Genomic DNA, 22,485 nt, shown 5'->3' with positions numbered 1-22,485 from the left:
CACCGCACGGTGGAGGCCCGCTGTCTCGAACTGCTGCGCCGCTGCCCGCGCGACACGGAGCCCGACGTGGACATCTGGGCGTACGTTCCGCGCCGCCGCCTGCCCTGGTGGCTGTGGTGGCACCGGATCGTCGGGCAGCGGTGGCCCGCGGTGCGGCGGCGGACGGGGCGTCGCGGCCGACCCCGTCCGGCGTCAGGCGTCGTGCCCGGCACCCGCCCCGGTCGCCGTGTGGAGTGCCGGTTGCGCCCGCAGCCCGGGCGCCAGCACCGCCGTCACCGCCAGCGACGCCCCGGCGAGCGTCGCGATGGCCCGCCCCGGTGCCGTCCACTCGGCCAGCGCACCGGCCAGGGCGGCGCCCACCCCCTGGAGCGTGAGCATGCCGGCGGAGTGCAGCCCGAGGGCGTGACCGCTCAGCTCCTCGGGGGTCAGCGCCATCAGCCGGTCCTGGAGCAGCAGGCCCGAGGCGTAGCCGACGGTGGCGAGCAGCACCGCCGTCAGCGCCACGGCCGTCGGCGGCCGCACCGCGAAGACCAGGTACGGGCCGGCCAGCAGCAGGCACAGCGGCACCACCAGGCGCTCCGCCCGGCGGCGCGGCACGAACCGGCCGACAACCGTGTCCCCGACCAGCATGCCGAGCGCACCACAGGCGAAGAGCGACCCCGCCAGCGCGGGCGCGTACGGCACGTAGAGCGACTCGGCGCCGACGATCAGGCCGCCCGGCACCCACAACGCGAGGTAGACGCGGCGCCGCCGCCGGTCGGCCCACAGCACCGCGTTGGTGCGCCAGGTCGCGGCCGGCGAGGGGCGGCCGGTGGCGCGCGGCGGTCGCCGGGCCAGTCCTTGGCGGGCCGCTACCGCACCGGCGGCGTGCAGCCCGGCCGCGACCAGCAGCGCCCCGCGCGGCGACACCGCCGCCACCAGCGCCCCGCCCGCCGCGAAGCCGCAGATCTGCACCACCCCGGACGCCATGGCGAACACCGAGCGGCCCAGCAGGTACCCGTCCCGCGTCAGCAGTTCGCCGAGCAGCCCGTAGCGCACCCCGCCGCCCAGCGACGAGAGCACCCCCAGCACCATCAGCACGGCGAACGACGCGGCCACCGGCAGGCCGGGGACGGCCTGGACGGCGGTGCCCGCGCCCAGCAGCAGCCCCAGGGCACCCAGCGCGGCGCGCGGCGGGAGCCGGTCGGCCGCCGACAACAGCGTGGCCGCGCCGACCATCTGCGCCAAGGACGGGCCGAACATGGCGAGCGACGACAACAGCGGGGAGCCGGTCGTCCCGTACACCAGCGTGCCGAGGGCCAGGCCGCCGACCGTCTGGCCGGCCACCTGCCCGGTGGAGGCGATCAGGAGCGGACGGAACTCCGGGGTGCGGAAGAGCTCGCGGTAGCTGCGCATGGCGGGAGTGTCCGGGCCGCCGGGGCGCGCGGCGTACAGTTTCGCGGACCTGCGAAACCCGTGCGGGGGCCGCGCCGGGCGCGCACGGTGGGAGCACGGAACGGGGGCGGTGGCGTGGGCTGGTGGGAGATCACGGCGGACACCCTCGCCGCGGGCCGGTTCGCCCTCTCGCCGCTGGCCGAGACCACCGCGGCCCTGAAGACGCTGCACCGCGGCACCGCCGCGCACCCGGGCGAACGCGCCTGGCTCGACGCCCACCTGCCCGCCTACCGCGCCCGTCTGGCCGCCGACCCGCCCACCGCCCTCCTGGTGCGCTGCGCCCTGCGCCCCACCTGGAACGCGACGTTCCTGACACCCGCCCCGACCGGAGACGCCGACCAGGGCTTCCCCGCCGAACTCGCCCGGGTCCGCGACACCCCGCCGGCCACCGCCCGCGCCGACCTCGTCGAGGCCCTGGCCGGCGCCCCGCTCCCGGCCGCCCTCCGCCACCGCGCCGACCTGCCGGAACGCGCCGCCGCGCTGCTGGACTGGGTCTGGCGGCGCACCGTGCAGCCGGACTGGCCGCGCCGTCGCCGGGTGCTGGAGGCCGACGTGCTGGCGCGCACCGCCCGGCTCGGCAGCGGCGGCTGGGTCGCGGCGCTGGACGGGATGCGCCCCGGCCTGCGCTGGCTCGGCACGAACCGCCTCCAGATCACCGCGCACGACCATCCGGCACGCCAACTGGCCGGTGCCCACCTGCTGTTCGTCCCGGTCACCCCACAGCAGTCCTGGCTCTCCTGGGACACCGACGGGCGCACGCCGCCGCGCTCCGCGGTGGTCTACCCGTGTTCCGGCGCGCTGGCCGAGCCGGGCCGCCCGCCGATACCGGGCGCGCTGACGGCCCTGTTGGGCGGCGGCCGGGCGGCGGTGCTGATGCTGCTGGGCGCGCCGAAGAGCACCACCCAGCTGGTGGCCCTGACCGGCCAGGGCCTGGGCTCGGTCGGCCGGCACCTCCAAGTGCTGCGCGACGCCGGCCTGATCGCCCGCCGCCGGGCCGGGCGCAGCGTGCTCTACCGCCGGACGGACGCCGGGGAGGCGGTCGTACGGGCCGTCACCGCGGGCCCGGAGCCGTCCGGTCCGCCGTCGCCAACTCCGACTTGCGGTAGGAGTACGAGAAGTAGATGACCAGGCCGATCACGAACCACACCGCGAACCGCACCCAGGTCTGCCACTCCAGGAAGGTGATCAGCCACAGCGAGAAGCACACCCCGAGCGCCGGCACCACCGGCATGCCCGGCGTGCGGAAGGTGCGCGGCAGGTCGGGGCGCTTGTAGCGGAGCACGATCACCGAGACGCACACCACCACGAAGGCCAGCAGGATGCCGATGTTGGTCAGTTCGGCGGCCTCCCCGATCGGCAGGAACCCGGCGATCAGCGCGGACGCCGCGCCGACGATCCAGGTGACCCGCACCGGTACGTGGTGGGTGGCGCTGGTCTTGGCGAACCACTTGGGCAGCAGTCCGTCCCGGCTCATGGCGAACCAGACCCGGGTCACCCCCAGCATGAAGGTGAACATCACGGTCAGGATGCCGATGATCGCGCCGACCGCGATCACGTCCGCCAACGTGTCCAGCCCGACCGACTTGAAGGCCGTGGAGAAGCCGCTCTCCGGGTCGATGTGCCGGTAGTTCTGCATGCCCGTCAGCACCAGGCAGGCGAGCACGTACAGCACCATCGAGATGGCCAGCGAGTACATGATCGCCCGGGGCATGTGGCGTTGGGCGTCCTTGGACTCCTCGGCCGCGGTGCTCATCGCGTCGTAGCCGAACACCGCGAAGAAGACGGTGGCCGCCCCGGTGAACGCGCCGGTCACCCCGAACGGGAAGAACGGCCGGTAGTTGGCGGTGTCGAGGTGGAAGAAGCCGACACCGACGACGACCAGCACCACCAGCACCTTCAGCCCGACCACGATCGTCTCGAAGCGGGCCGCGTTCTTGATGCCCAGCGTCAACAGGTAGGCGATCAACAGGCAGAGCACCGAAGCGAAGAGGTCCACCCGGTGCCCCGGGCCGGTGCCCGGCGCGCCCAGCATCCAGAGCGGCAGCTTCAGCCCCATCTCGCCGAGCAGGAACGCGAAGTAGCCGGAGATGCCGATCGCGACCACCGCCACGATCGCGGTGTACTCCAGCAGCAGGTCCCAGCCGATGAACCAGCCGGCGAGCTCGCCCAACACCGCGTAGCCGTAGGTGTAGGCGGAGCCGGCCTTCGGGATCAGCCCGGCGAACTCGGCGTAGGAGAACGCCGCCGCGGCGCTGGCCACGCCCGCGATGAGGAACGAGACCAGGACCGCGGGGCCGGCCTTCTCATGGGCGACGGTGCCGGCCAGCGTGAAGATGCCGGCGCCGATGATGCCGCCGACGCCGATCGCGGTCAGCTGCCACAGTCCCAGCTCACGGGTGAGCTGTTGGCCCGCCGTGCCCTCCGGCTCCTCGATGTGCTCGATGGGTTTGCGGCGCCAGACGCCCTGACCCGCGCGCAGCAGGCGTGCCATGCGTGATCCTTCCGTACGCTCGGTACGTGCCCGTCGTGGTTCGACGGCGGATCATCATGGACCGCCGGCGGCGCGGTACGAAGGCGACGCGGCGGCGGGCAGCCATTCGGCCCCCGGGGCTTCAGCCCGCCTCCTCCAACCGGAAACCGACCTTCAGACCGACCTGGTAGTGATCGATCCGCCCCTCGATGATGTGGCCGCGGACCTGCGTGATCTCGAACCAGTCGAGATTGCGCAGCGTGCCTGAGGCGCGCCTGATGCCGTTCTGGATGGCGGCGTCCACACTCTGCTGGGACGTCCCCACGATCTCGGTCACGCGGTACGTGCGGTCGGTCACGATCTCTCCCTCATCGGGGCGGCGCTCCCCCCGTCCACCTTCCACCGTGCCTCACCCCGGCCCACCCCACCAGCGGGCCGGGACCGGGGGTGTACGGGGGCGAGGGGCGGCCGCGAGGTGGAGTGCGGCCTGGTCGGCGATGGCGAGTTCGGCGCAGAGGCTGTTCGACGCCTGGTTCGGCGAGGCGATCGACGCCCGCCTCCTGGCCGCGTGCGTCGGCCGGGAGTGGCGCCGCTCCGCTGCTGAGCAGGGCTGCTGACGGTGGTTTCCGGGGCGTGCCGTACCTATGAGGCGTGGCCAGCGGGCGCGGCGTCGCGCGTTTCCACCGACTCGGCGGCGCGGTCGGCCAGGTCCTCCCATGGACGAGGGGCGACGACCGACGCGCCGGCGGCCCGTGCCTGCGCGGCGAGCCACCGGCCGTACAGGACGCTGACGCGTGCGCGATGGCGTTGTGGTCCGGCCTCCGGTTCCCGGCGCAGGTAGTTGGCCGTCACCTGGGCCTCGTCGTCCTCGTGGAGGAAGACGGCACGGACCGGACCTCCGGGCGTCGCCGGTCCGGGCAGGACGTAGTCCCCTTCCAGGATCACCGGGGTGTCGGTGCCCACGTGGTTGGCCACCACCGCCTCGATCGCCGGCGCCAGCGCCTCGGCGATCGCGATCTGCCGCTCGACCACCGACTCGGGCGCCTGACGGGCGGCTTCCGGGTGGGTGCGCCAGAAGTGGACCTCCGGCAGGTGCTCGGGCAGTGTCACCGCGAGGAGGGCCTCCACGATGTCGTCGACCTCCACGACGGGGACGTCGTAGCGCCGTGCCAGTGCCCGGCCGACGCCGGTCTTCCCCATCCCCGATGCGCCCCCGACGATGAGCACCCGCCAGTCGGGAACACTCCGCACCCCATCCGTACCGTTCACGCGGGCAGGGTAACGGGGGTTCGCCCCCGCGTTCACGTTCCGGGAGGCCGGAAGGGAGTTCAGCAGGGCGGCCGCGGTCGAAGGTGAGGGAGTACGCCAGGCTTGCCGTCCCCCTGACCGGCGAGCGGCGACGTCAACGTGGGGCTGGTGCATGGCGTTTCGGGCGTGCGGGGGAGTTCGGGCAGGGGACGGATCGGGGGTTCCCCGGCGGCAGCCAGCGAGTGGCCGTTAGCGTGGGCGACAACGGATTCGCGATCGGAGCCAGTCCCGCATGACCCGCATGACCTACGAAGAACCGCACTACGTGCTCGTTCAGGCCCGCGGTGAGTCGTCCGCGCTGTACGAGGCGGAGGGGCCCTGGGCCTACGAGGACCTCGGTTCCTTCACCCGCACCATGGCGTTGGACGACTACCGGTTGGGCCTCCCGGCGGATCTGGCCGACGCACTGCGCTCCTGGTCGCTGTCCCGCCCGCGGGAGGGCTTCGCCTCCCGCCCGGACCTGCGAGAACACGTCGGGCAGGGGTCGGCGATCGCCCAGCGACTGGCACGGCACCTCGGGCCGTCGTGGGCGGTGCGCTACTGGGACGAGCGCCAGAAATCGGCGAAGTGGGCGTGCTGGGGCTGTGACCGCCTGCACTGGGATCGCGACAGTCACGGCGCACGGCCGCACCCCGTTGACCTCACGGTGGAGGGCGAGTTCACGTTCGGTCCGCTGCGCGCGGAGGGATTCGGGGACTTCTTTCCCGACGATCCCGTCGCCGCGCTGACCCTGTCCGACGATCTCGTCGCCGCCCTGTACGGGTGGGCGAAGACCATCGACGTCACGCTGAACCTGGACGTGCGGGACCGGGAGGACGGCAAGTACGACGCCGAGTGGGAGCGGCTGTTCCACGACGGGGCGGAGCTGGCACGACGCGTCGCCCACGAGGTCGGCCCTGCCCGGAGGGTGACCTACAAGGGCCTGGCGAACGGTGGTCTGGCCGCGATCACGTCCGTCACCTGGCAAGGGGACCGGCAGGTGTAACGCCCGCAGCCCGTGCACCACCGGGCCCGCACTCGGCCGAGTACGGGCCCGGCGCCGAAATCCCCCTGCCGGGGAACCTCCGACCAAGGACGCTAGGGCACCACCGTGACCGGCCAGCGGCCGGCCTTGACCAGCCGCACCGCGACCGAGCCCATGATGCGGTGGCCCGCGGACTCCGAGGCGCCGACCACCACCGCGTCCGCCTTGAGCTCGTCGGCCATCTGCACCATGCCGTTGTACGGGTCCCCGCGCAGCGTGTGGAACTCCCACCGCAGGTGGAATATCCCGTCGAGCCGTTCGGTGGCCTTGCGGATCTCGGCCATCAGCTCCTCGGCGACCTCGTTGGTGGTGTCCATGACCGGTGCGCCCAACGCGGCCCCGGTCGCCAGCACCGGCTGGACGTAGACCATCACCAGCTTCGACCCCTGCCGCCTGGCCAGCCCGGCCGCGTACGCCGCGGCCCGCCAGGACGAGTCGGAGCCGTCGACGCCGACGACGATGACCTTCGGGCCGTCCGTTCCGCGCTCGAACGGCGCGGCTGCGTTGTCCTCCACACCAGGGAGGTTATCCGCACGCCCGGGCAGCCGAACTCAGGGGCCGGGCGGTCGCGCGCCGTCGTCGGGCGCCGCGGGCGCGGGCGGCCAGCGGTCCGCGGCGAGCACCCCGAGCACGTACGCCTTGGCCACCAGTGCGGTGCGGCCCTGGACGCGCCAGCGGCGGGCCAGCCGGGTGAGGTGGTAGTTCACGCCGTCGACGGTCAGTCCCAGTGCGCTGCCGATCGCGGCGGTGGTCGCCCCGCCGGCGGCCAGCGCCAGGATCCGGGCCTCTACGGGGCTGGTGGCGGCGCGTGGCACGGCCGGCGGTGCGGCGGTGGAGCCGGTGTCCTCGCGCAGCAGGGCCAGCAGCGACGGCGGTGCCGCGGACGGGTCGCCGACCGGATCGATCGTCAGCTGCCCCTGCCGCTCGGGCTCGTCGGGTCCGGTCCGCCACCGCACCTCGACCGGGTAGCGGGACCGCCGGCCCAGCCGCAGCGCCTCCATGATCCGGGCGATCTGCGCGGGGTCCCGGGGCCGGAACAGGTCGAGCAGGTTGCGGCCGCGCAGCTGACCGGGGACCGCGCCCCACTGCGCCGCCATCGCCGGATTGGCGATCAGCACCTGGCCGTCCGCCCGGCACACCGCGATCGGTGTGGGGATGCGGTCCAGCAGCATCACGAAGTAGTCGCGGTAGGCGCTGGCCGGGGGCGGGGCGGGCGGGGTCGGCGGCCCGGGGCGCGGGCAGTCCGTGCCGGTGTCGTCCTCCGGCGCACCGCCGTGCGTCGCCCTGCCCATCGTCCGGATTCCGCCCTTTCTACCGTCGCAGCAGCCGTCCCTAGCCCCATCCTCGCCGCAGGCGCAAGGGCGCGCGACGACGAACCACTGCACAATCATGCAGTTCCCCGGAGCGGGGGTGGGCATCGGGCCGGTCACGCTGGAGACATGACCGACACCATCGCGCCCCAGACGGGCGACCGCGCCAGCGCCGTGGGCGTCCCGGTCGCCGACCTCACGGCGACCGGGATCAGCAGCACCCCCCTCCAGCAGGCCATGGACCTCGCCCGGGTCCACGGCCCGGCCTACGTGCGCAAGTTCGGTGCGCGCGAGACGCTCTTCCTCTCCTCCGTCGACCTGGTCACCGAGGTCTCCGATGAGACCCGCTTCGCCAAGGGCGTCTCGGTGGTCCTGGAGAACGTGCGGGAGTTCGCCGGTGACGGTCTGTTCACCGCCTACAACGACGAACCCAACTGGGCCAAGGCCCACGAGCTCCTGATGCCGGCCTTCGCCCTGGGCTCGATGCGGACCTACCACCCGGCGATGCTGAAGGTGGCTCGCCGGGTCACCGCGTCCTGGGACCGCCGGATGGCCGAGGGCCGCCCGGTCGCGGTCGCCGAGGACATGACGCGGATGACGCTGGACACCATCGGACTGGCCGGCTTCGGCTTCGACTTCGAGTCGTTCTCCCGGGACACCCCGCACCCCTTCGTCGAGGCGATGGTGCGCTGCCTGGAGTGGAGCATGACCAAGTTCGCCCGCCAGCCCGACGCCGACCACACCGCAGCCGACGCGGCGTTCCGGGCGGACGCCGACTACCTCGCGTCCGTCGTCGACGAGGTGATCGCCGCCCGCACCGCCAGCGGGGAGCGCCGCGACGACGACCTGCTGGGTCTGATGCTCGCCGCCGGGGAGGGCGAAGCGGCGCACCAGGGGCCGGCCCTCGACCTCGCCAACATCCGCAACCAGGTCATCACCTTCCTCATCGCCGGTCACGAAACCACCTCCGGCGCACTCTCCTTCGCCCTCTACCACCTGCTGAAGGACCCGGTCGCGCTGCGCCTGGTGCAGCGCGAGGCCGACGAACTGTGGGGCGACGAGGCGGACCCGGACCCGACGTTCGAGGACATCGGCAAGCTGGCGTTCACCCGTCAGGTCCTCAACGAGACGCTGCGGTTGTGGCCGACCGCCGCGGCCTTCACCCGTCAGGCCCGCACCGACACGGTCCTCGGTGGCCGCTACCCGGTCGCCGCCGGGTCCCTGGTCACCGTGCTGACCCCGATGCTGCACCGCGACCCGGTCTGGGGCGACAACCCCGAGGCGTTCGACCCGTTCCGCTTCACGCCGGAGGCCGAGGCGGCCCGCTCCCCGCACGCCTACAAGCCGTTCGGCACCGGTGAACGTGCCTGCATCGGCCGGCAGTTCGCGCTGCACGAGGCCACCATGCTGCTGGCCCTGCTGGTGCACCGCTACCGGCTCGTCGACCACGCCGACTACCGGCTCCGCGTCAAGGAGACCCTCACCCTCAAGCCCGACGGCTTCACCCTCGCCCTGGCCCCCCGCACCCCCGCCGACCGGGCCGCGGTGCGCAGTGCGCTGGCCGTGTTGCCCGGCGGGCCCGCCGGAGCGGCGGAGGGCGACGCCACCGGCGCCGCGGCCGACGCGGGCCTGCCCACCCGCGTCCCGCAGGGCACCGGACTGCTCCTGCTGCACGGCACCAACTACGGCACCTGCCGGGAGTTCGCCGAGCGGCTCGCCGACGAGGCCACCGCCCTGGGCTTCGCCACCGAGGTCGCGCCGCTGAACGCGCACGCCGGTGGCCTGCCGACCGACCGACCCGTCGTCCTCGTCGCCGCCTCGTACAACGGTCAACCGACCGATGACGCCGCCGCGTTCACCGCCTGGCTCGGCACCGCCCCGGAGGGCGCCGCGGCCGGTGTCCACTACGCCGTGCTCGGCGTCGGCGACCGCAACTGGGCCGCCACCTACCAGCAGGTCCCCACCTTCCTCGACGACCGGCTGGCCGCCCTCGGCGGCGAGCGGCTGCTGCCCCGCGCCGAGGCCGACGCCTCCGGTGAACTCGCCGGCGCGGTAAGGAAGTTCGGCGCCGCCCTGCGTACCGAGCTACTTATCCGGCACGGTGACCCGGCGAGCATCGGCGACCGGGGCGCGGACGGCGCCGACACCGGCTACGCCGTCACCGCGCTCACCGGCGGCCCGCTCGACGCGCTCGCCGCCCGGCACGACCTCGTCCCGATGACCGTCACCGAGGCGTACGACCTGACCGCCGACGGCTGGTCCCGGCCCAAGCGCTTCCTGCGCCTGGCGCTCCCGGACGGCGTCACCTACCGCACCGCCGACCACCTCGCGGTGCTGCCGGTCAACACCCCCCAGGCGGTGGCCCGCACCGCCGCGGCGCTCGGCGTCGACGCGGACTCCGTGCTGGCGCTGCGCCCGCCCACGGGCCGCCCGGCCCGCGACACGCTGCCGATCGACCGACCGCTGACCGTGCGGCAACTCCTCACTCACCACCTGGAGTTGGGCATGCGCCCGACGCCCGAACAGCGGGCCCTGCTCGCCGCCCACAACCCCTGCCCGCCCGAGCGGCACGCCCTGGAGAACCTTCCCGACGACGATCCGCGCAGCCTCGTCGAGCTGATCGAGGCGCACCCCGCGCTGCGCGGCGCGCTGCCCTGGCCGGTGGTCCTGGAGCTGCTGCCGCCGCTGCGCACCCGCCACTACTCGCTGTCCTCGTCGCCCGCCGCCGACCCGCGCCACGCCGACCTGATGGTCTCGCTGCTGCCCGGAGGCACCGGTTCGACGCACCTGCACGCCGTGCGCCCCGGCGACACCGTGCTGGCCCGGGTGCAGCCGTGCCGGGAGGCGTTCCGTCTCGACCCGGACGACGACACCCCGGTCATCCTGGTCGCCGCCGGCACGGGGCTGGCGCCGTTCCGCGGCGCCGTCGCCGACCGCGTGGCGGCCGGCCGGACGACCCCGGCCCGGCTCTACTTCGGCTGCGACGACCCCGACGGCGACTTCCTGCACGCCGCGGAGTTCGCCGCCGCCGAGCGGGCCGGCGCCGTCGCCGTCCGCCCCGTCTTCAGCGCCCGCCCCGAGAACGGCCACCGCTTCGTCCAGCACCGGATCGCGGCCGAGGCCACCGAGGTGTGGGAGCTGTTGCGGGCCGGCGCCCGGGTGTACGTCTGCGGCGACGGCAGCCGGATGGCGCCCGGGGTCCGGGACGCCTTCCGTGCGGTGCACCGCGAGCGCACCGGCGCGTCGGAGCAGGAGTCCCAGGCGTGGCTGCGCGAACTGACCGCTGCCGGCCGCTACGTCGAGGACGTCTACGCGGCGGGCTGACGCGCCACGGGGCGCCGGCGGCGGGTGCGGTCCTCGCGCACCCGCCGCCGGTGCGTCACGCGTCGGTGCGCGCGGGCCGCCCGACGGCCCCCGAGAACTGCACCACCAGCAGCACCACCCCGGTCATGAGGAAGTTCCGCACCGCGGCCTCGACCCCGTTCCACTGCTTTGACTGCCACATCGCGAACCACTCGCCGCCGATCGCCCAGAAGCCGGCCCCGAACAGCACCATCATCATCAGCAGCCCCACGGTGGCCAGTTGCCGCGCCCGCCCGGCGCCGCCGGACCGCCCGCGCACGACCCACAGCGCGGTCGCCGCGAGCAGCACCAGTGCCGCCACCGACTCCCAGGCGATCACCGCGACGTAGGCGGCGTCCTGCGCGCCCCGTGAGGTGACGGCCCGCCACATCAGGTCCGGGTCCTGGAAGGTGGTGTCCATCGCCAGCACATGCCGGACGTACTCCCGGTTGGTGCCGAAGTCGGTGATGTTGCCGAACGCGACCAGCGCTATGTAGAGAGCCACCGTCCCCGTCAGCACCGCCGCCGTCCATGACAGCCCGCCCGAGCCGGCCCCGTCGTTCCCCCGGATCCGCATCCGCACACCCTTTCGCTTGATCGTTTGCGTCGCTGACCGTACCGCGCCCGTCGTCGTTCCGCTCGCCGACCGACAACTCCCGTACTCTGCTCACCGACCTGGCGGGACACGAGGGGAAGCGGGGCGCATGAACAGGAAGCGGTGTGCGGGGACGGTGGCCGTCGCGGCGGCGGCGGTGATCGCGGCGAGCGGCCCGGCGGGGGCCGGGACGGCCGCCCCCACGACCTACGGCACCAGCACCGCGGTGGGGGTGCACAACGCCTACGAGAAGGCCAAGTACCCCTATTTCGCCGATGCGTTGGACTCCGGTGCCGCACTCGTCGAAGTGGACGTCTGGACCAACGGCCTGGGCGGTTCGTGGCGCGTCTCGCACGGCAACCCGCTCGGCAACAACAACAACTGCGTCGGCGCGGCCACCGCCGACGAACTGCGCAGCAAGGACCGCAACCAGGACTTCGCCGGCTGCCTGGCCGACCTGCGGGCCTGGCACGACGCCCACCCCGGCCACCGCCCGATTCTGGTCAAGGTCGAGATGAAGGACGGCTTCAACGCCAAGGGCGGCCGCGGACCGGCCGAATTCGACGCCCTGATACGCCAGAAGCTGGGCGACGCGGTCTACGGGCCCGGCGACCTGGCGCACGGCCACCCCACCCTCGACGCGGCGGTGCGGGCCGGCGGCTGGCCGCCGCGCGCCGACCTGGCCGGGAAGTTCCTCTTCGAGCTGATACCGGGCACCGTCGAGGAGAAGAACCCGTTCGACAAGCTGTGGACCGACGTCGAGTACGCCGGCCACCTGAGGGACCTCGCCGCCCGCGGCCAACTCGCCCGGGCCACCGCCTTCCCCGCCGTGCACGGCGCCGCCCCGGGCGACCCCCGGGACCGCTACGCCGACCCGGCGCTGCGCCCCTGGTTCGTGGTGTTCGACGGCGACGCCGCCACGTACCTCGACGGCTCCATCGACACCTCCTGGTACGACGCCCGCCACTACCTGCTGGTCATGACCGACGCCCACAAGGTCCCGCCGGCCCTGGACCCCACCCGCCCCACCGAGACGGACGCCCTGGCCCGGGTCGGCAAGCTCGCCGCCGCACACGCCAGCTTCGCCACCGCCGACTGGTACCCGCTGCCGTCGGTCCTCGCCACCGTCCTCCCGCGCGGCGGCGCCTGAGCGGGGCCGGGGCCGGGCCGCCCGCTAGCCGCGGGTGGCCCGCCGGTACAGCGCCGCCACGTCCGCCCCGAAGCGGCTGCTGTACGACGTGTTGTCGTCACCGCCCCCGTCCTGACCGCCGATCAGCCCGATCAGCGAGCCGGTGCCGGTCACCGGATCGAGGTCGGTGAGCATCGGACCGCCGCTGGTCCCGGCCGGGAAGCCGGCGCAGGGGAAGCGCAGTTGGCCCGGGCCCTCGGCGTCGGCGGTGTGCCGGCAACTGACCGGGGTGTCGCGGTCGGACGGGTAGCCGGTCAGCTGCGCCGGCCGGCCGGGCGGCGCGTCGAACCGCATCCGTTCGGCACCGGTGACGTCCTCGATCCGCTGGTCCGTGCCGCCGTGCCGGCGTACCCGGAGGAACGCCACGTCGTGGTCCGGGTCCCGGTCGCTGATCCAGCGCGGGTCCACGTAGACGCGGGTGGGCACCCACAGGCCGTAGGGCGCGATCCCGTCGTGCAGGCCGGGGGCGAACACCAGCCGGGTGCGGAAGCCGCCGTCGTGGACGCAGTGCGCGGCGGTGGCGACGAGGTTGCCGGCGGGGGAGTGCACCACGCTGGCCGTGCAGTAGTGCCCCGCGTCGCCGTCGTCGCCGGGCGAGAAGAGCGCCCCGACCGGCGGCGAGGGAGCCGCCGCGCTGGCCGCCAGCGGGCGGGAGGCGGGCAGCGGTGCCGGGGCGTCACCGGTCCGGCGCACGGCGACGACCCGTGGGCCCGGTGACTCGCGGTACGGCCCGGCCAGCACCGCGGCGGCCGCCCGGTCGCCGGCCGACCGCGAGGCGACGTACGTCCCGGTGACCGGGTCCCCGGGCGCCACGGACGGATCCTGGTGCGCGGCCTTGAGCGCCAGCGCCGTGCCGCCCACGACGACGGTGAGCACCGCGAGCGCCGCCGTCACCCGCAGCGGCACCCCGGCGCGGGCCCGGCCGGTGCGGATCGGGCCGCCCGTTCCCGGCCCCGTGGGCGCCGGCCCGGACCGGCCGTCCGCCGGCCGTGCGTCCCGTGTCGCCGCCGCCCCGGCCCCGCGTTCGCTCGTCTCCACCAGGTGCCGCCTCGCCGCTTCAGTGGGCGCGGCCGCACCGCGCACCGTCGTGCGGGGCGGGGGCAGCGCCGGAACCAGACATTTCAACCAGTCTGATGCACGGAAGCGTCTCGTGGTTCGGTTCGAGGCCCGATCACGCGTGCGCGTGCGCCGACCGGGTGACGCCGAGACCGGCCAGGTTGTGCCGGATCAGCGTCTCGGCCATGTGGAACTCGTTGGGGAAGTCCATCGGGACGATGCCCAGCCCCCGCCAGGCGCTGCCCTCGGCACCGTCCAGCAGGTCCTTGACCCGTGGGTTGAGGCGGTCGGCGTTGGACCGCGGCGGGAGCAGGGCGGCGGTCGAGACGTAGTTGACGAAGAGCTTGCCGGGCTCGGCGACCGCCTTGCGGAACTGGGCCTCGACCTTGGGGTACTTCCCGATCGGCTCGGCCATGTAGTCGTCCTGGACGTCGAACAGCGCCGGGTCGGCGTACCGCACACCGCCCAGCCCGTCCGAGTCGGCCAGCAGCACGACCCGGCCCCGGGCCTCGCCCAGCGTGGGCAGCCCCGCGTCCAGCCGGAACAGCGACCGGTAGCCCTTGCCGTCCAGATAGCTGACGAAGACCTGCCGGAACTCCTCGGCGGAGACCTCCGAGTACTCCTGCTTGACCCGCATCAGCACGGTCTCGGTGGGGTGCGCCCGCAGGAAGTCCCGGCAGGCGTTGAGCACGTCACCGAACATCAGCTCCTGGTAGAACGCGCCGTGGTGGATCGCGAAGACGCCGTCGATGGCCCGGCAGCGCACGTCCAGGAACCGGATGCCGGCGGCGAGTTGCTCGGCGACCGAGGTGTTCTGGCAGGCCACCCACGGCCCGCCGATCCGGGCCCCGGAGTCGTGGGTGCCGGGGATGCTCAGTCGCTGCACGGGCGTGCCGTCGCCGAGCGCGGACATCCAGTCCTGTACCGAGACCGCGGTGGGGGTCGCGGCCGCCGCGGTCCCCCCGCCGCCGAGGCCCGCGAACAGCCCGGCGGCGGACAGTCCCGCCGCGCCCCTGAGGAAACCCCGCCGATCCAGCGCCGTGGCCATGCCCTGCCCCTTAGTCGAGCCCGTGTGGCTCCGTACGCGGCGGGTGCACCCGACGGCGCGTACGGATGTGCGATCGGGGCATCGAACCACATCGACGGGCGGCCGGGTACCCGCAGGTCGCGCGCCGGCCGGATCGGCACCGCTCAGACGCGCAGCGCCAGGGACAGCGCGAACCGGCCCTCGCGGTCGGTCCACCACTCGGTCAACTTCATTCCGGCGGCGGCGAGTTCGCTGCGGACCCCGTCCTCGCGGAACTTCGCCGAGACCTCCGTGCGCACCTCCTCGCCGGCCGCGAACGGCACGACCAGGTCGACGCCGGGGACCTTCACGGTCAGTTCGGTGCGGGCCCGCAGCCGCATCTCCATCCACTCCTGCCCGGCGTTCCACCGTGCGACGTGGTCGAAGGCGTCCGGGTCGAAGTCGCCGCCCAGCTCGCGGTTGATGACCGCCAGCACGTTCTTGTTGAACTCGGCGGTCACCCCGCGGGCGTCGTCGTACGCGGCGACCAGGGTGGCCTCGTCCTTGACCAGGTCGGTGCCGAGCAGCAGGGCGTCACCGGGGGCGAGCAGGTCGTGCACCGAGCTCAGGAACGCGGCCCGCTCCTGGGGCAGGAGGTTGCCGATGGTGCCGCCGAGGAAGGCCAGCAGTCGGGGGCCGGGCGTCGGCGGGAGCGCCAGGCCCTGCTGGAAGTCGGCGACGAGGGCGTGCACGGTCAGGTCCGGATGTTCCTTCAACAGCCCCTCGCCGGCGGCCCGCAGCGCGGACTCGCTGACGTCGACCGGCAGGTAGGCGTCCAGGTCGGCGAGGGCGCGGAGCAGGTGACGGGTCTTGTCGGAGGAACCGGACCCCAGCTCGATCAGGGTGCGCGCGCCGGTGGCGGCGGCTATCCGGTCCGCGGTGGCGCGTAGGATCTCGCGCTCCGCGCGGGTGGGGTAGTACTCCGGCAGGGTGGTGATCTCGTCGAACAGCTCCGAGCCGCGGGCGTCGTAGAACCACTTCGGCGGAAGCTGCTTGGGCGTGCGGGACAGTCCGGCGACGACGTCGGCGCGCAGGGCGGCCGCGGTGGCGTCGGCGGGCAGGGTGCGGGTGAGGCTGAGCGGGCTCACGTTGCGGGCTCCTTGAGCGGGGTGAGACGGACCTCGGTGGGGGTGGCGCACAGCAGCGTGCGGTCGGGGACCTCGGTCCAGTGGGGGGACTCGTCGTAGGGCTCGGAGGCGACCACCCGGCCGCCGCCGGGGACGGCCCGGTGGAACAGGGTGTCGCCCCAGGTGGTGCCGGTGATGCCGGCGCCGTCGGTCAGCAGCAGGGTCAGTCGGGAGCCGGGCGCCGCCGCGGCGACCTCCTCCACCGTGGCGGCCAGCGCCCGGCCCGGGTCGTCGCCGGCGACCAGCCGGCGGTGCACCAGGGCCCACAGGAACGCGGAGTCGCTGCGGGCCTGGAGGCGCAGCAGCTCCACCGGGGGCAGCCCGGCGGCCAGCGGCGCCATGGTGTCGGGCCAGCCGGCCACCGCGCCGTTGTGGCTGAAGAGGTATCGCCCGGTGGCGAACGGCGCGGCGGCCGCCTCGGCGTCCGCGCCGGCGACGGTGGCGTCCCGGACGGCGGCCAGCAGCGACCGGGTGCGGACCACCCGCGCCAGGTCCGGCAGTTGCTCGTCGGCCCAGATCGGCCCGGCCCGCCGGTAGCGGGCCGGCACCGGATCGTCGGGCGCGTACCAGCCGACGCCGAAGCCGTCCGCGTTGACCGTCCCGTGCCGCTGCTGGCGCGGCGCCCAGGACTGCCGGTAGAGGCCGTACGGCGGATCCAGGACCACCCGCCCGAACGGGATCTCCGGTCCGACGTACGCGAGATGACGGCACATCAGGCGTCGTCCGCGGCCGGGCCGGCGTCCCGGGCGGTGCGGAAGCCGGCGAAGATCTGCCGCCGCACCGGGAGGTCCCAGTTGCGGAAGGTGCCGCGGCAGGCGACCGGGTCCACCCCGAACGAGCCGCCGCGCAGCACCTTGTGCGCACTGCCGAAGAACACCTCGGAGTACTCCCGGTAGGGGAAGGCGGCGAAGCCGGGGTAGGGCAGGAAGTCGCTGGCCGTCCACTCCCACACGTCGCCGATCAGCTGGTGCACGCCGAGCGGCGAGGCGCCCTCGGGGTAGCTGCCGACCGGTGCCGGTCGCAGGTGCCGCTGGCCGAGGTTGGCGTGCTCCGGGGTGGGGTCCGCGTCGCCCCACGGGTAGCGCCGGTCCCGGCCGGTCGCCGGGTCGTGCCGGGCGGCCTTCTCCCACTCCGCTTCGGTGGGCAGCCGCCGCCCGGCCCACCGCGCGTAGGCGTCGGCCTCGTACCAACTGACGTGCAGCACCGGCTCGTCGGGTGGTACCGGCTCGGTCACCCCGAACCGGCGGCGCAGCCACTGCCGGCCCTCCCGCCGCCAGAACAGCGGGGCCCGCAGGCGGTGCTCGCGCACCTGCGCCCAGCCCTGCGGGTCCCACCAGCGCGGGTCGTCGTAGCCGCCGTCCTCGATGAAGCGCTGGTAGGCGCCGTTGCTCACCGGGGCGGTGTCGAGGAGGAACGGCGGCACCGACCGCCGGTGTGCGGGCCGTTCGTTGTCCAGGGCCCACGGTTCGGTGGACGTCCCCATCAGGAACGGCCCGCCGGGCACCAGGACTTCGGACGGCAGGGGGCCGGCCGGCGCGGGCGGCGGTTCGGGCGCGTCGAGCACCGGCGGGCCCGCGCGCAGCTGGTGGGTGATCAGCATCGTCTCGTCGTGCTGCTGTTCGTGCTGCGCGATCATCCCGAAGGCGAACCCGGCGGACAGCAGCGGACCGCCGTGCAGTTCGGCGCGCTCCAACACGTCCAGCACCCGGCCGCGCACCTCCGCCACGTAGCCGCGGGCCTCGGCCGGCGCCAGCAGCGGCAGCGCGGGCCGCTCGGCCCGCGGGTGCTCGAAGGCGTCGTAGACGGAGTCGATGTCCGGGCGCAGCGCGTCGCGGCCGCCGACGGTGCGCAGCAGCCACTGCTCCTCTTGGTTGCCGATGTGCGCCAGGTCCCACACCAGGGGGGACATCAGCGGGGAGTGTTGGGCGATCAGGTCCGGGTCCTCGACGCAGCCGGTCAGCGTGCGGGTGCGGTCGCGGGCGGCGAGCAGCGCCGCGGCGGCCCGCTCCCGGAAGGGTTCGCAGTCGATGGTCACGGGCTGTCCTTCCCACGGACGAGGCGGCTCTCGGCCGCGGCGGGCAACGCGTCCAACTGGTCGTCGGCCGGGCAGCGGCCGCGCGCCACGTAGCGCTCGGTGAACTCCGCGACCGCCGCGCGGATCGCGGGGGCGGCGCCCAACCGGGGCAGCGCCTCCTGCGCGGCGGCGAAACAGGTCACCGCGGCGGCGTGCAGTTCGGGGTCGGTCAGTGCGTCCCGGGCGGCGGCCCGCCACAGCGGGTTCTCCGGCGCCGGACGCCAACCCGCCGTCTCCGCGAGGGGCTTGACCGTGCGGTAGGCGTACTCGGCGGCTTCCGGGTCGTCGAACAGGGCGGCCGTGACGGCCAGCGGCACGATCCACCCGTCCGGGCCGGGCTGCGCGTCGATCATGCGCAGCTCCAGGTGGCCGCGCGGCCGGACCGGCGGGAAGAGCGTGGTGACGTGGTAGTCGAGGTCCGCCCGCGTCACCGGCCGCGGCCGGCCGGTGCGGATCCACTCCCGGAACGTCAGGCCCTCCGGCGCGTGCCAGGGTCCGTCCGGGCGTTGGACGCACATCACCGGTGCGTCCAGGGCGTAGCGGGCCCAGGCGGCGCGCGGGTCGGGGTCCGCGGACGGGGCGAAGGTGCGGCCCGGGTCGAGCTGAGCCCAGATGGCCTGGCGGGTGGTGCGGTATCCGGTCGGCCGTCCCTCGGCGAGCGGGGAGTTGGCGAACGCGGCGGCCAGCACGGCGCCCAGCAGGTGCGCCAGCACCCACCGTCGGCCCAGCCCGAGCGGTCCGGGCTCCTCGTGCCCGGCGTCCACGCAGACCTGGACCGAGGCGGTGCCGCACATCATCGCGCGGCCGGCCGGTCCGCGGCGGTCGAAGTACGCCTCCATGGCGTCGTAGCGCGGGGCGAGGAGTACCCGCCGCGGGGGGTGCCAGGGGTTGTGGCCGTGGCCGGCGAGGCCGAGGCCCAGCTCCCGCAGGGTGGGGCGGACCAGGGCGAGGTCGGCGCTGACCGCCTCGACGCAGGCGGTGAGGGAGGTGGCGGGCAACGAGCTGAGCTCCAGTTGGCCGCCGGGTTCGAAGGTGAGGCAGGAGTCGAGCGGCAGGGCGCGCAGGGCGTCCTCCGCGGCGTGCATCCGGTCGGGTGCGACCGGACATCGGGGGTTGCGGGCGTCGTGGACCAGCAACTCGATCTCGACGCCGAGGCGTCGGGGTGGACCCGTCTTGAAACATATCCCGCGCAGATACGCTTCGAGCTCCGCTTCTGACACTGCCGGCCGTACGGGCATCGCTTCCCTCTCCCCTCCGGGGCGGCGGCTGGATCGCCGCCCTCCACCTAAGCCGGTGCCGGCGGTCCCCTCAAGAGCGCGTGCCGGCGGTGGGCGGCCCGGTGTCGGGGACCGGGCAGGTGGGACGGGGGAGGACGGCCGGAAATCCGGTACGCCCGTTCGGGTGCCGGGTGCCGGGTGCCGGGTGCCGGGTGCCGGGTGCCGGGGCGAGGGGAGGCGGCGGACGCGCCTCCCCGCTCTCGGCGGCGCGGCGGGCCCGCTACTGTCGGTAGCCGGCCAGGAACCGCCCGATCCGGCTGATCGCCGCGTCCAGGTCGTCGGCGTGGGGGAGGGTGAGGATCCGGAAGTGGTCCGGGCGCGGCCAGTTGAAGCCGGTGCCCTGGACGACCTGGATCTTCTCCCGCAGCAGCAGGTCGAGCACGAACTTCTCGTCGTCGTGGATCTTGTGGACCGCGGGGTCGAGGCGGGGGAAGGCGTACAGCGCGCCCTTGGGCTTGACGCAGGAGACGCCCGGGATGTCGTTGAGCCGCTCCCAGGCCCGGTCGCGCTGCTCCCGCAGGCGGCCACCGGGCAGGACCAGGTCCTCGATGCTCTGCCGGCCGCCGAGCGCCGCCTGGATGGCGTACTGCGCGGGGGCGTTGGGACACAGGCGCATCGACGCCAGGGTGTCCAGTCCCTCCAGGTAGTCCGCGGCGTGTTCCTTGGGACCGGACACCACCAGCCACCCGGACCGGAAGCCGGCCACCCGGTACGACTTGGACAGTCCGCTGAAGGTCAGGCACACCAGGTCCGGTGCGAGGACCGCGGCGTGGTGGTGCACGGCGTCGTCGTAGAGGATCCGGTCGTAGATCTCGTCGGCGAAGACCATCAGCTGGTGGCGGCGGGCCAGGTCGAGCATGCCCTCCAGCACCTCGCGCGGATAGACCGCACCGGTGGGGTTGTTGGGGTTGATGATCACCAGGGCGCGGGTCCGGTCGGTGATCTTCGAGGCCAGGTCGTCGAGGTCCGGCAGCCAGTCGGCGCCCTCGTCGCAGACGTAGTGCACCGGCGTGCCGCCGGCGAGCGAGGTGACCGCCGTCCACAGCGGGAAGTCGGGGGCCGGGATGAGGACTTCGTCCCCGTCGTCCAGCAGTGCCTGGATCGTCATCGAGACCAGTTCGGAGACGCCGTTGCCCAGGTAGACGTCGTCGACGTCGACGTCGGGCAGCCCGGCCTCCTGGTAGCGCTGGGCCACCGCGCGGCGGGCCGCCAGGATGCCGCGGGACTCGGTGTAGCCGTGTGCACGGGAGAGGTTGCGCATCACGTCCTGGAGGATCTCCTCCGGGCACTCGAAGCCGAACAGCGCCGGATTGCCGGTGTTCAGCCGCAGGACGCTGTGGCCGGCCTCCTCCAGCGCGTTCGCGTGCTCGATCACCGGTCCGCGGATCTCGTAGCAGACGTCGGCCATCTTGCTGGACTGCTTGAACTGCATGCGGCGGCCTCCTCCTTCTCTCGCCCGCCGCGGGGTGCGGCAGCACTCGTGACACCGTACTTGGTTTTCCCAACGTCGCACTTGGAAAATCCAATCACATGTCTATGCTGGTGTCATGCCGCGCCGAAGTTATGACCAGTACTGCGCCGTCGCCCGGGCCCTGGACGCCGTGGGCGACCGCTGGACGCTCCTGATCGTCCGGGAACTGCTCGGCGGCTCCCGGCGGTACACCGACCTCCACGCCGACCTGCCGGGCGTCAGCACGGACATGCTCGCCTCCCGCCTGAAGGACATGGAGCGCGACGGACTGCTCACCCGCCGCCGCCTCCCCCCGCCCGCCGCCGCCTCCGTCTACGAACTCACCCCGCGCGCTCACGCCCTGCTCCCCGCACTGACCGCGCTCGCCGACTGGGGCGCCCCGGCGCTCGGCGAACAGCGCCCCACCGACGCGGTCCGCGCCCACTGGTTCGCGCTCCCGCTGATGGCCCGGCTCGCCCGACACTTCGCCGACGGCCCGGTGCGCACCGTCGACGTCGCCCTGGACCAGGGCGCGTTCCACGTGGTGCTGGACCCGCACGACCCCGTCGCCGCCCGCTACGCCGACGGCCCGGCCGCCCACCCCGACGCCGTCCTGCGGATGGACACCGCCACCTGCGTGGCCCTCGCCCACGACCGCTTCTCCCTCGCCGAGGGCCTCGCGGCCGGCTGGATCGAGGAGTCCCGTCCCGAGGACCGCACCACGGACCCGACCGCGGTCTGAGCGGCCGGCCGTACCGTCCGACGGCCGTCCCGTCCGCCGGCGGAACCGTCCCCGTCGGCCGCCGCCGCGCCCTTGCCGCCGTTCACCGGGCGTGCCACCGTCCGTCCGGTGAACGCGGACCCACCGCCGTCCCCGCCACCCTCCGGGACGGTCCACTGGCACACCCACGACGTCGTCCTGCACCCCGACCGGGTCGTCAAGCGCTTCCGGCGGGCCGAAGGGCGCGACCCCTTCGTGCGCGAACGGCGCGCGCTGCTGCTGCTCGGCAGGCACGCCCCGGGCATCGCTCCGGTCCTCCTGGACGTCCGGGACCCGACGGGTGCGGCGGCCCCGCCGACCCTCGTGACGTCCCGGCTCCCGGGCGCCTGCTTGCGCGGAAGGCCGCTCGGGTCTCGGGAGTTGACGGCCTGGGCGCGGGCCGTCCAGGCCGTCCACGCCGCCCTGCCGCCCGCCGAGCTGGCCCGGCTGCCGCTCCGCCACGGCCACCGACGGGACACCGTCGCGCGGGTGCGCGCCTGGTGCGCGGCGCCGCCGGACCGGCCGCTCGCCCCGGACGTGCGGCGGGCACTGCGCGCCGGCACGGACTGGCTCGACCGGGCGGGGTCCGACGCCCAGGACGCCCGCCGTGCCCTCCCGGCCGACGTCCCGGCCGTGTTCGGCGCGGGCGACGGCAACGCGGCCAACTACCTCTGGGACGGTCGCCGCGTCCGGGTCGTCGACTTCGAGGAGTCCGGCCGCAGCGACCGGGCCTACGAACTCGCCGAGATCGTCGAGCACGTCTCCGCCTGGCAGCCGCACCCGTTCGACACCGCCGCGTTCCTGGGCCGCTTCGCCCTGACCCCGGCCGAGTCCGCCCGCCTGCGGGAGTGCCGCACGCTGCACGCCCTGATGTGGCTCTGCCTGCTCGCGGCCGACGATCCCGCGCATCCCAGGAACCCGCCCGGCACCGCCGCACGGCAGGCCCGGCGGCTGTGGCGGCGGCTCGACGACGCCCCGTAGCGGCCCGGCCGGGTGCCCCGCC

General features: G+C 74.4%; 20 protein-coding genes. 6 read left to right on the top strand and 14 right to left on the bottom strand.

Annotated features, from left to right (window positions below; translation table 11 throughout):
* Nucleotides 1-192: 192 nt before the first annotated feature.
* Nucleotides 193-1,395, bottom strand: a complete 1,203-nt coding sequence (locus ACLJT4_RS10365) for an MFS transporter (protein ID WP_411122003.1) — start codon at nt 1,393-1,395, stop codon at nt 193-195.
* Between the two features lie 114 nt (nt 1,396-1,509).
* Between ACLJT4_RS10365 and ACLJT4_RS10360 the strand changes: the two genes are divergently transcribed.
* Nucleotides 1,510-2,559: an ArsR/SmtB family transcription factor gene (locus ACLJT4_RS10360; RefSeq protein ID WP_411122002.1), complete on the top strand. Its 1,050-nt coding sequence runs from the start codon at nt 1,510-1,512 to the stop codon at nt 2,557-2,559.
* Here the strand turns inward: ACLJT4_RS10360 and ACLJT4_RS10355 are convergent.
* From ACLJT4_RS10355 to ACLJT4_RS10345, 3 genes are all read right to left on the bottom strand, one after another.
* Nucleotides 2,486-3,925: an amino acid permease gene (locus tag ACLJT4_RS10355; protein ID WP_411122001.1), complete on the bottom strand. Its 1,440-nt coding sequence runs from the start codon at nt 3,923-3,925 to the stop codon at nt 2,486-2,488. The genes ACLJT4_RS10360 and ACLJT4_RS10355 overlap by 74 nt on opposite strands.
* 121 nt (nt 3,926-4,046) lie before the next feature.
* Entirely contained in the window at nt 4,047-4,262 is a 216-nt protein-coding gene (locus ACLJT4_RS10350) for a dodecin (RefSeq protein WP_016575010.1), read from the bottom strand.
* 284 nt (nt 4,263-4,546) lie between these two features.
* Complete coding sequence (locus ACLJT4_RS10345; RefSeq protein ID WP_411122000.1) at nt 4,547-5,173, bottom strand: hypothetical protein; 627 nt, start codon at nt 5,171-5,173, stop codon at nt 4,547-4,549.
* A gap of 271 nt (nt 5,174-5,444) precedes the next feature.
* Between ACLJT4_RS10345 and ACLJT4_RS10340 the strand changes: the two genes are divergently transcribed.
* Complete coding sequence (locus ACLJT4_RS10340; RefSeq protein ID WP_411121999.1) at nt 5,445-6,197, top strand: hypothetical protein; 753 nt, start codon at nt 5,445-5,447, stop codon at nt 6,195-6,197.
* 92 nt (nt 6,198-6,289) lie between these two features.
* On the opposite strand, the gene ACLJT4_RS10335 is transcribed toward ACLJT4_RS10340, so the two are convergent.
* The gene (locus ACLJT4_RS10335; protein ID WP_016575016.1) at nt 6,290-6,751 is read right to left on the bottom strand and encodes a universal stress protein; all 462 of its coding nucleotides are present in this window, start codon (nt 6,749-6,751) and stop codon (nt 6,290-6,292) included.
* Nucleotides 6,752-6,787: 36 nt separating this feature from the next.
* Nucleotides 6,788-7,528, bottom strand: a complete 741-nt coding sequence (locus ACLJT4_RS10330) for a PAS domain-containing protein (RefSeq protein WP_411121998.1) — start codon at nt 7,526-7,528, stop codon at nt 6,788-6,790.
* Nucleotides 7,529-7,675: 147 nt separating this feature from the next.
* Here ACLJT4_RS10330 and ACLJT4_RS10325 point away from each other — a divergent pair, with 147 nt between their 5' ends.
* The gene (locus tag ACLJT4_RS10325) at nt 7,676-10,870 is read left to right on the top strand and encodes a cytochrome P450 (RefSeq protein ID WP_411121997.1); all 3,195 of its coding nucleotides are present in this window, start codon (nt 7,676-7,678) and stop codon (nt 10,868-10,870) included.
* Nucleotides 10,871-10,925: 55 nt separating this feature from the next.
* Here the strand turns inward: ACLJT4_RS10325 and ACLJT4_RS10320 are convergent, their stop codons facing one another.
* Complete coding sequence (locus tag ACLJT4_RS10320; protein ID WP_020930866.1) at nt 10,926-11,465, bottom strand: DUF2165 domain-containing protein; 540 nt, start codon at nt 11,463-11,465, stop codon at nt 10,926-10,928.
* A 127-nt stretch (nt 11,466-11,592) separates the two neighbouring features.
* On the opposite strand from ACLJT4_RS10320, the gene ACLJT4_RS10315 reads away from it, so the two are divergent.
* On the top strand, nt 11,593-12,633 hold the full coding sequence (locus ACLJT4_RS10315; protein ID WP_411121996.1) for a phosphatidylinositol-specific phospholipase C domain-containing protein: 1,041 nt from the start codon (nt 11,593-11,595) through the stop codon (nt 12,631-12,633).
* Between the two features lie 24 nt (nt 12,634-12,657).
* Here the strand turns inward: ACLJT4_RS10315 and ACLJT4_RS10310 are convergent, their stop codons facing one another.
* The 7 genes from ACLJT4_RS10310 to ACLJT4_RS10280 form a co-directional block, all read right to left on the bottom strand.
* Complete coding sequence (locus tag ACLJT4_RS10310) at nt 12,658-13,710, bottom strand: trypsin-like serine peptidase (RefSeq protein WP_411121995.1); 1,053 nt, start codon at nt 13,708-13,710, stop codon at nt 12,658-12,660.
* A gap of 133 nt (nt 13,711-13,843) precedes the next feature.
* Nucleotides 13,844-14,776, bottom strand: coding sequence for a phosphatidylinositol-specific phospholipase C (locus tag ACLJT4_RS10305; protein ID WP_411121994.1), 933 nt, complete (start codon nt 14,774-14,776; stop codon nt 13,844-13,846).
* 143 nt (nt 14,777-14,919) lie between these two features.
* Nucleotides 14,920-15,882, bottom strand: coding sequence for an L-histidine N(alpha)-methyltransferase (egtD, locus tag ACLJT4_RS10300; protein WP_411121993.1), 963 nt, complete (start codon nt 15,880-15,882; stop codon nt 14,920-14,922).
* Nucleotides 15,879-16,634, bottom strand: coding sequence for an ergothioneine biosynthesis protein EgtC (gene egtC, locus ACLJT4_RS10295; RefSeq protein ID WP_411121992.1), 756 nt, complete (start codon nt 16,632-16,634; stop codon nt 15,879-15,881). Before egtC ends, egtD begins: the two co-directional genes overlap by 4 nt.
* Entirely contained in the window at nt 16,634-17,956 is a 1,323-nt protein-coding gene (egtB, locus tag ACLJT4_RS10290) for an ergothioneine biosynthesis protein EgtB (protein WP_411121991.1), read from the bottom strand. The genes egtC and egtB overlap by 1 nt, the downstream gene beginning before the upstream one ends.
* Complete coding sequence (gene egtA / locus ACLJT4_RS10285; protein ID WP_411121990.1) at nt 17,953-19,233, bottom strand: ergothioneine biosynthesis glutamate--cysteine ligase EgtA; 1,281 nt, start codon at nt 19,231-19,233, stop codon at nt 17,953-17,955. The genes egtB and egtA overlap by 4 nt, the downstream gene beginning before the upstream one ends.
* A gap of 259 nt (nt 19,234-19,492) precedes the next feature.
* Nucleotides 19,493-20,704: a pyridoxal phosphate-dependent aminotransferase gene (locus ACLJT4_RS10280; RefSeq protein WP_411121989.1), complete on the bottom strand. Its 1,212-nt coding sequence runs from the start codon at nt 20,702-20,704 to the stop codon at nt 19,493-19,495.
* A gap of 115 nt (nt 20,705-20,819) precedes the next feature.
* Here ACLJT4_RS10280 and ACLJT4_RS10275 point away from each other — a divergent pair, with 115 nt between their 5' ends.
* Both ACLJT4_RS10275 and ACLJT4_RS10270 read left to right on the top strand, forming a co-directional pair.
* Nucleotides 20,820-21,464, top strand: a complete 645-nt coding sequence (locus ACLJT4_RS10275; protein WP_411121988.1) for a winged helix-turn-helix transcriptional regulator — start codon at nt 20,820-20,822, stop codon at nt 21,462-21,464.
* A 108-nt stretch (nt 21,465-21,572) separates the two neighbouring features.
* A complete protein-coding gene (locus ACLJT4_RS10270; protein WP_411121987.1) occupies nt 21,573-22,463 on the top strand; it encodes an aminoglycoside phosphotransferase family protein in 891 nt (296 codons plus the stop codon).
* The last annotated feature ends 22 nt before the right edge of the window (nt 22,464-22,485 follow it).

It is taken from the genome of Streptomyces sp. x-19 (genome assembly GCF_046549115.1).
Taxonomy (GTDB): domain Bacteria; phylum Actinomycetota; class Actinomycetes; order Streptomycetales; family Streptomycetaceae; genus Streptomyces; species Streptomyces albulus_C.
The sequence above is the reverse complement of the archived record's forward strand: the minus strand, read 5'-3'. Positions and strand labels throughout refer to the sequence as shown.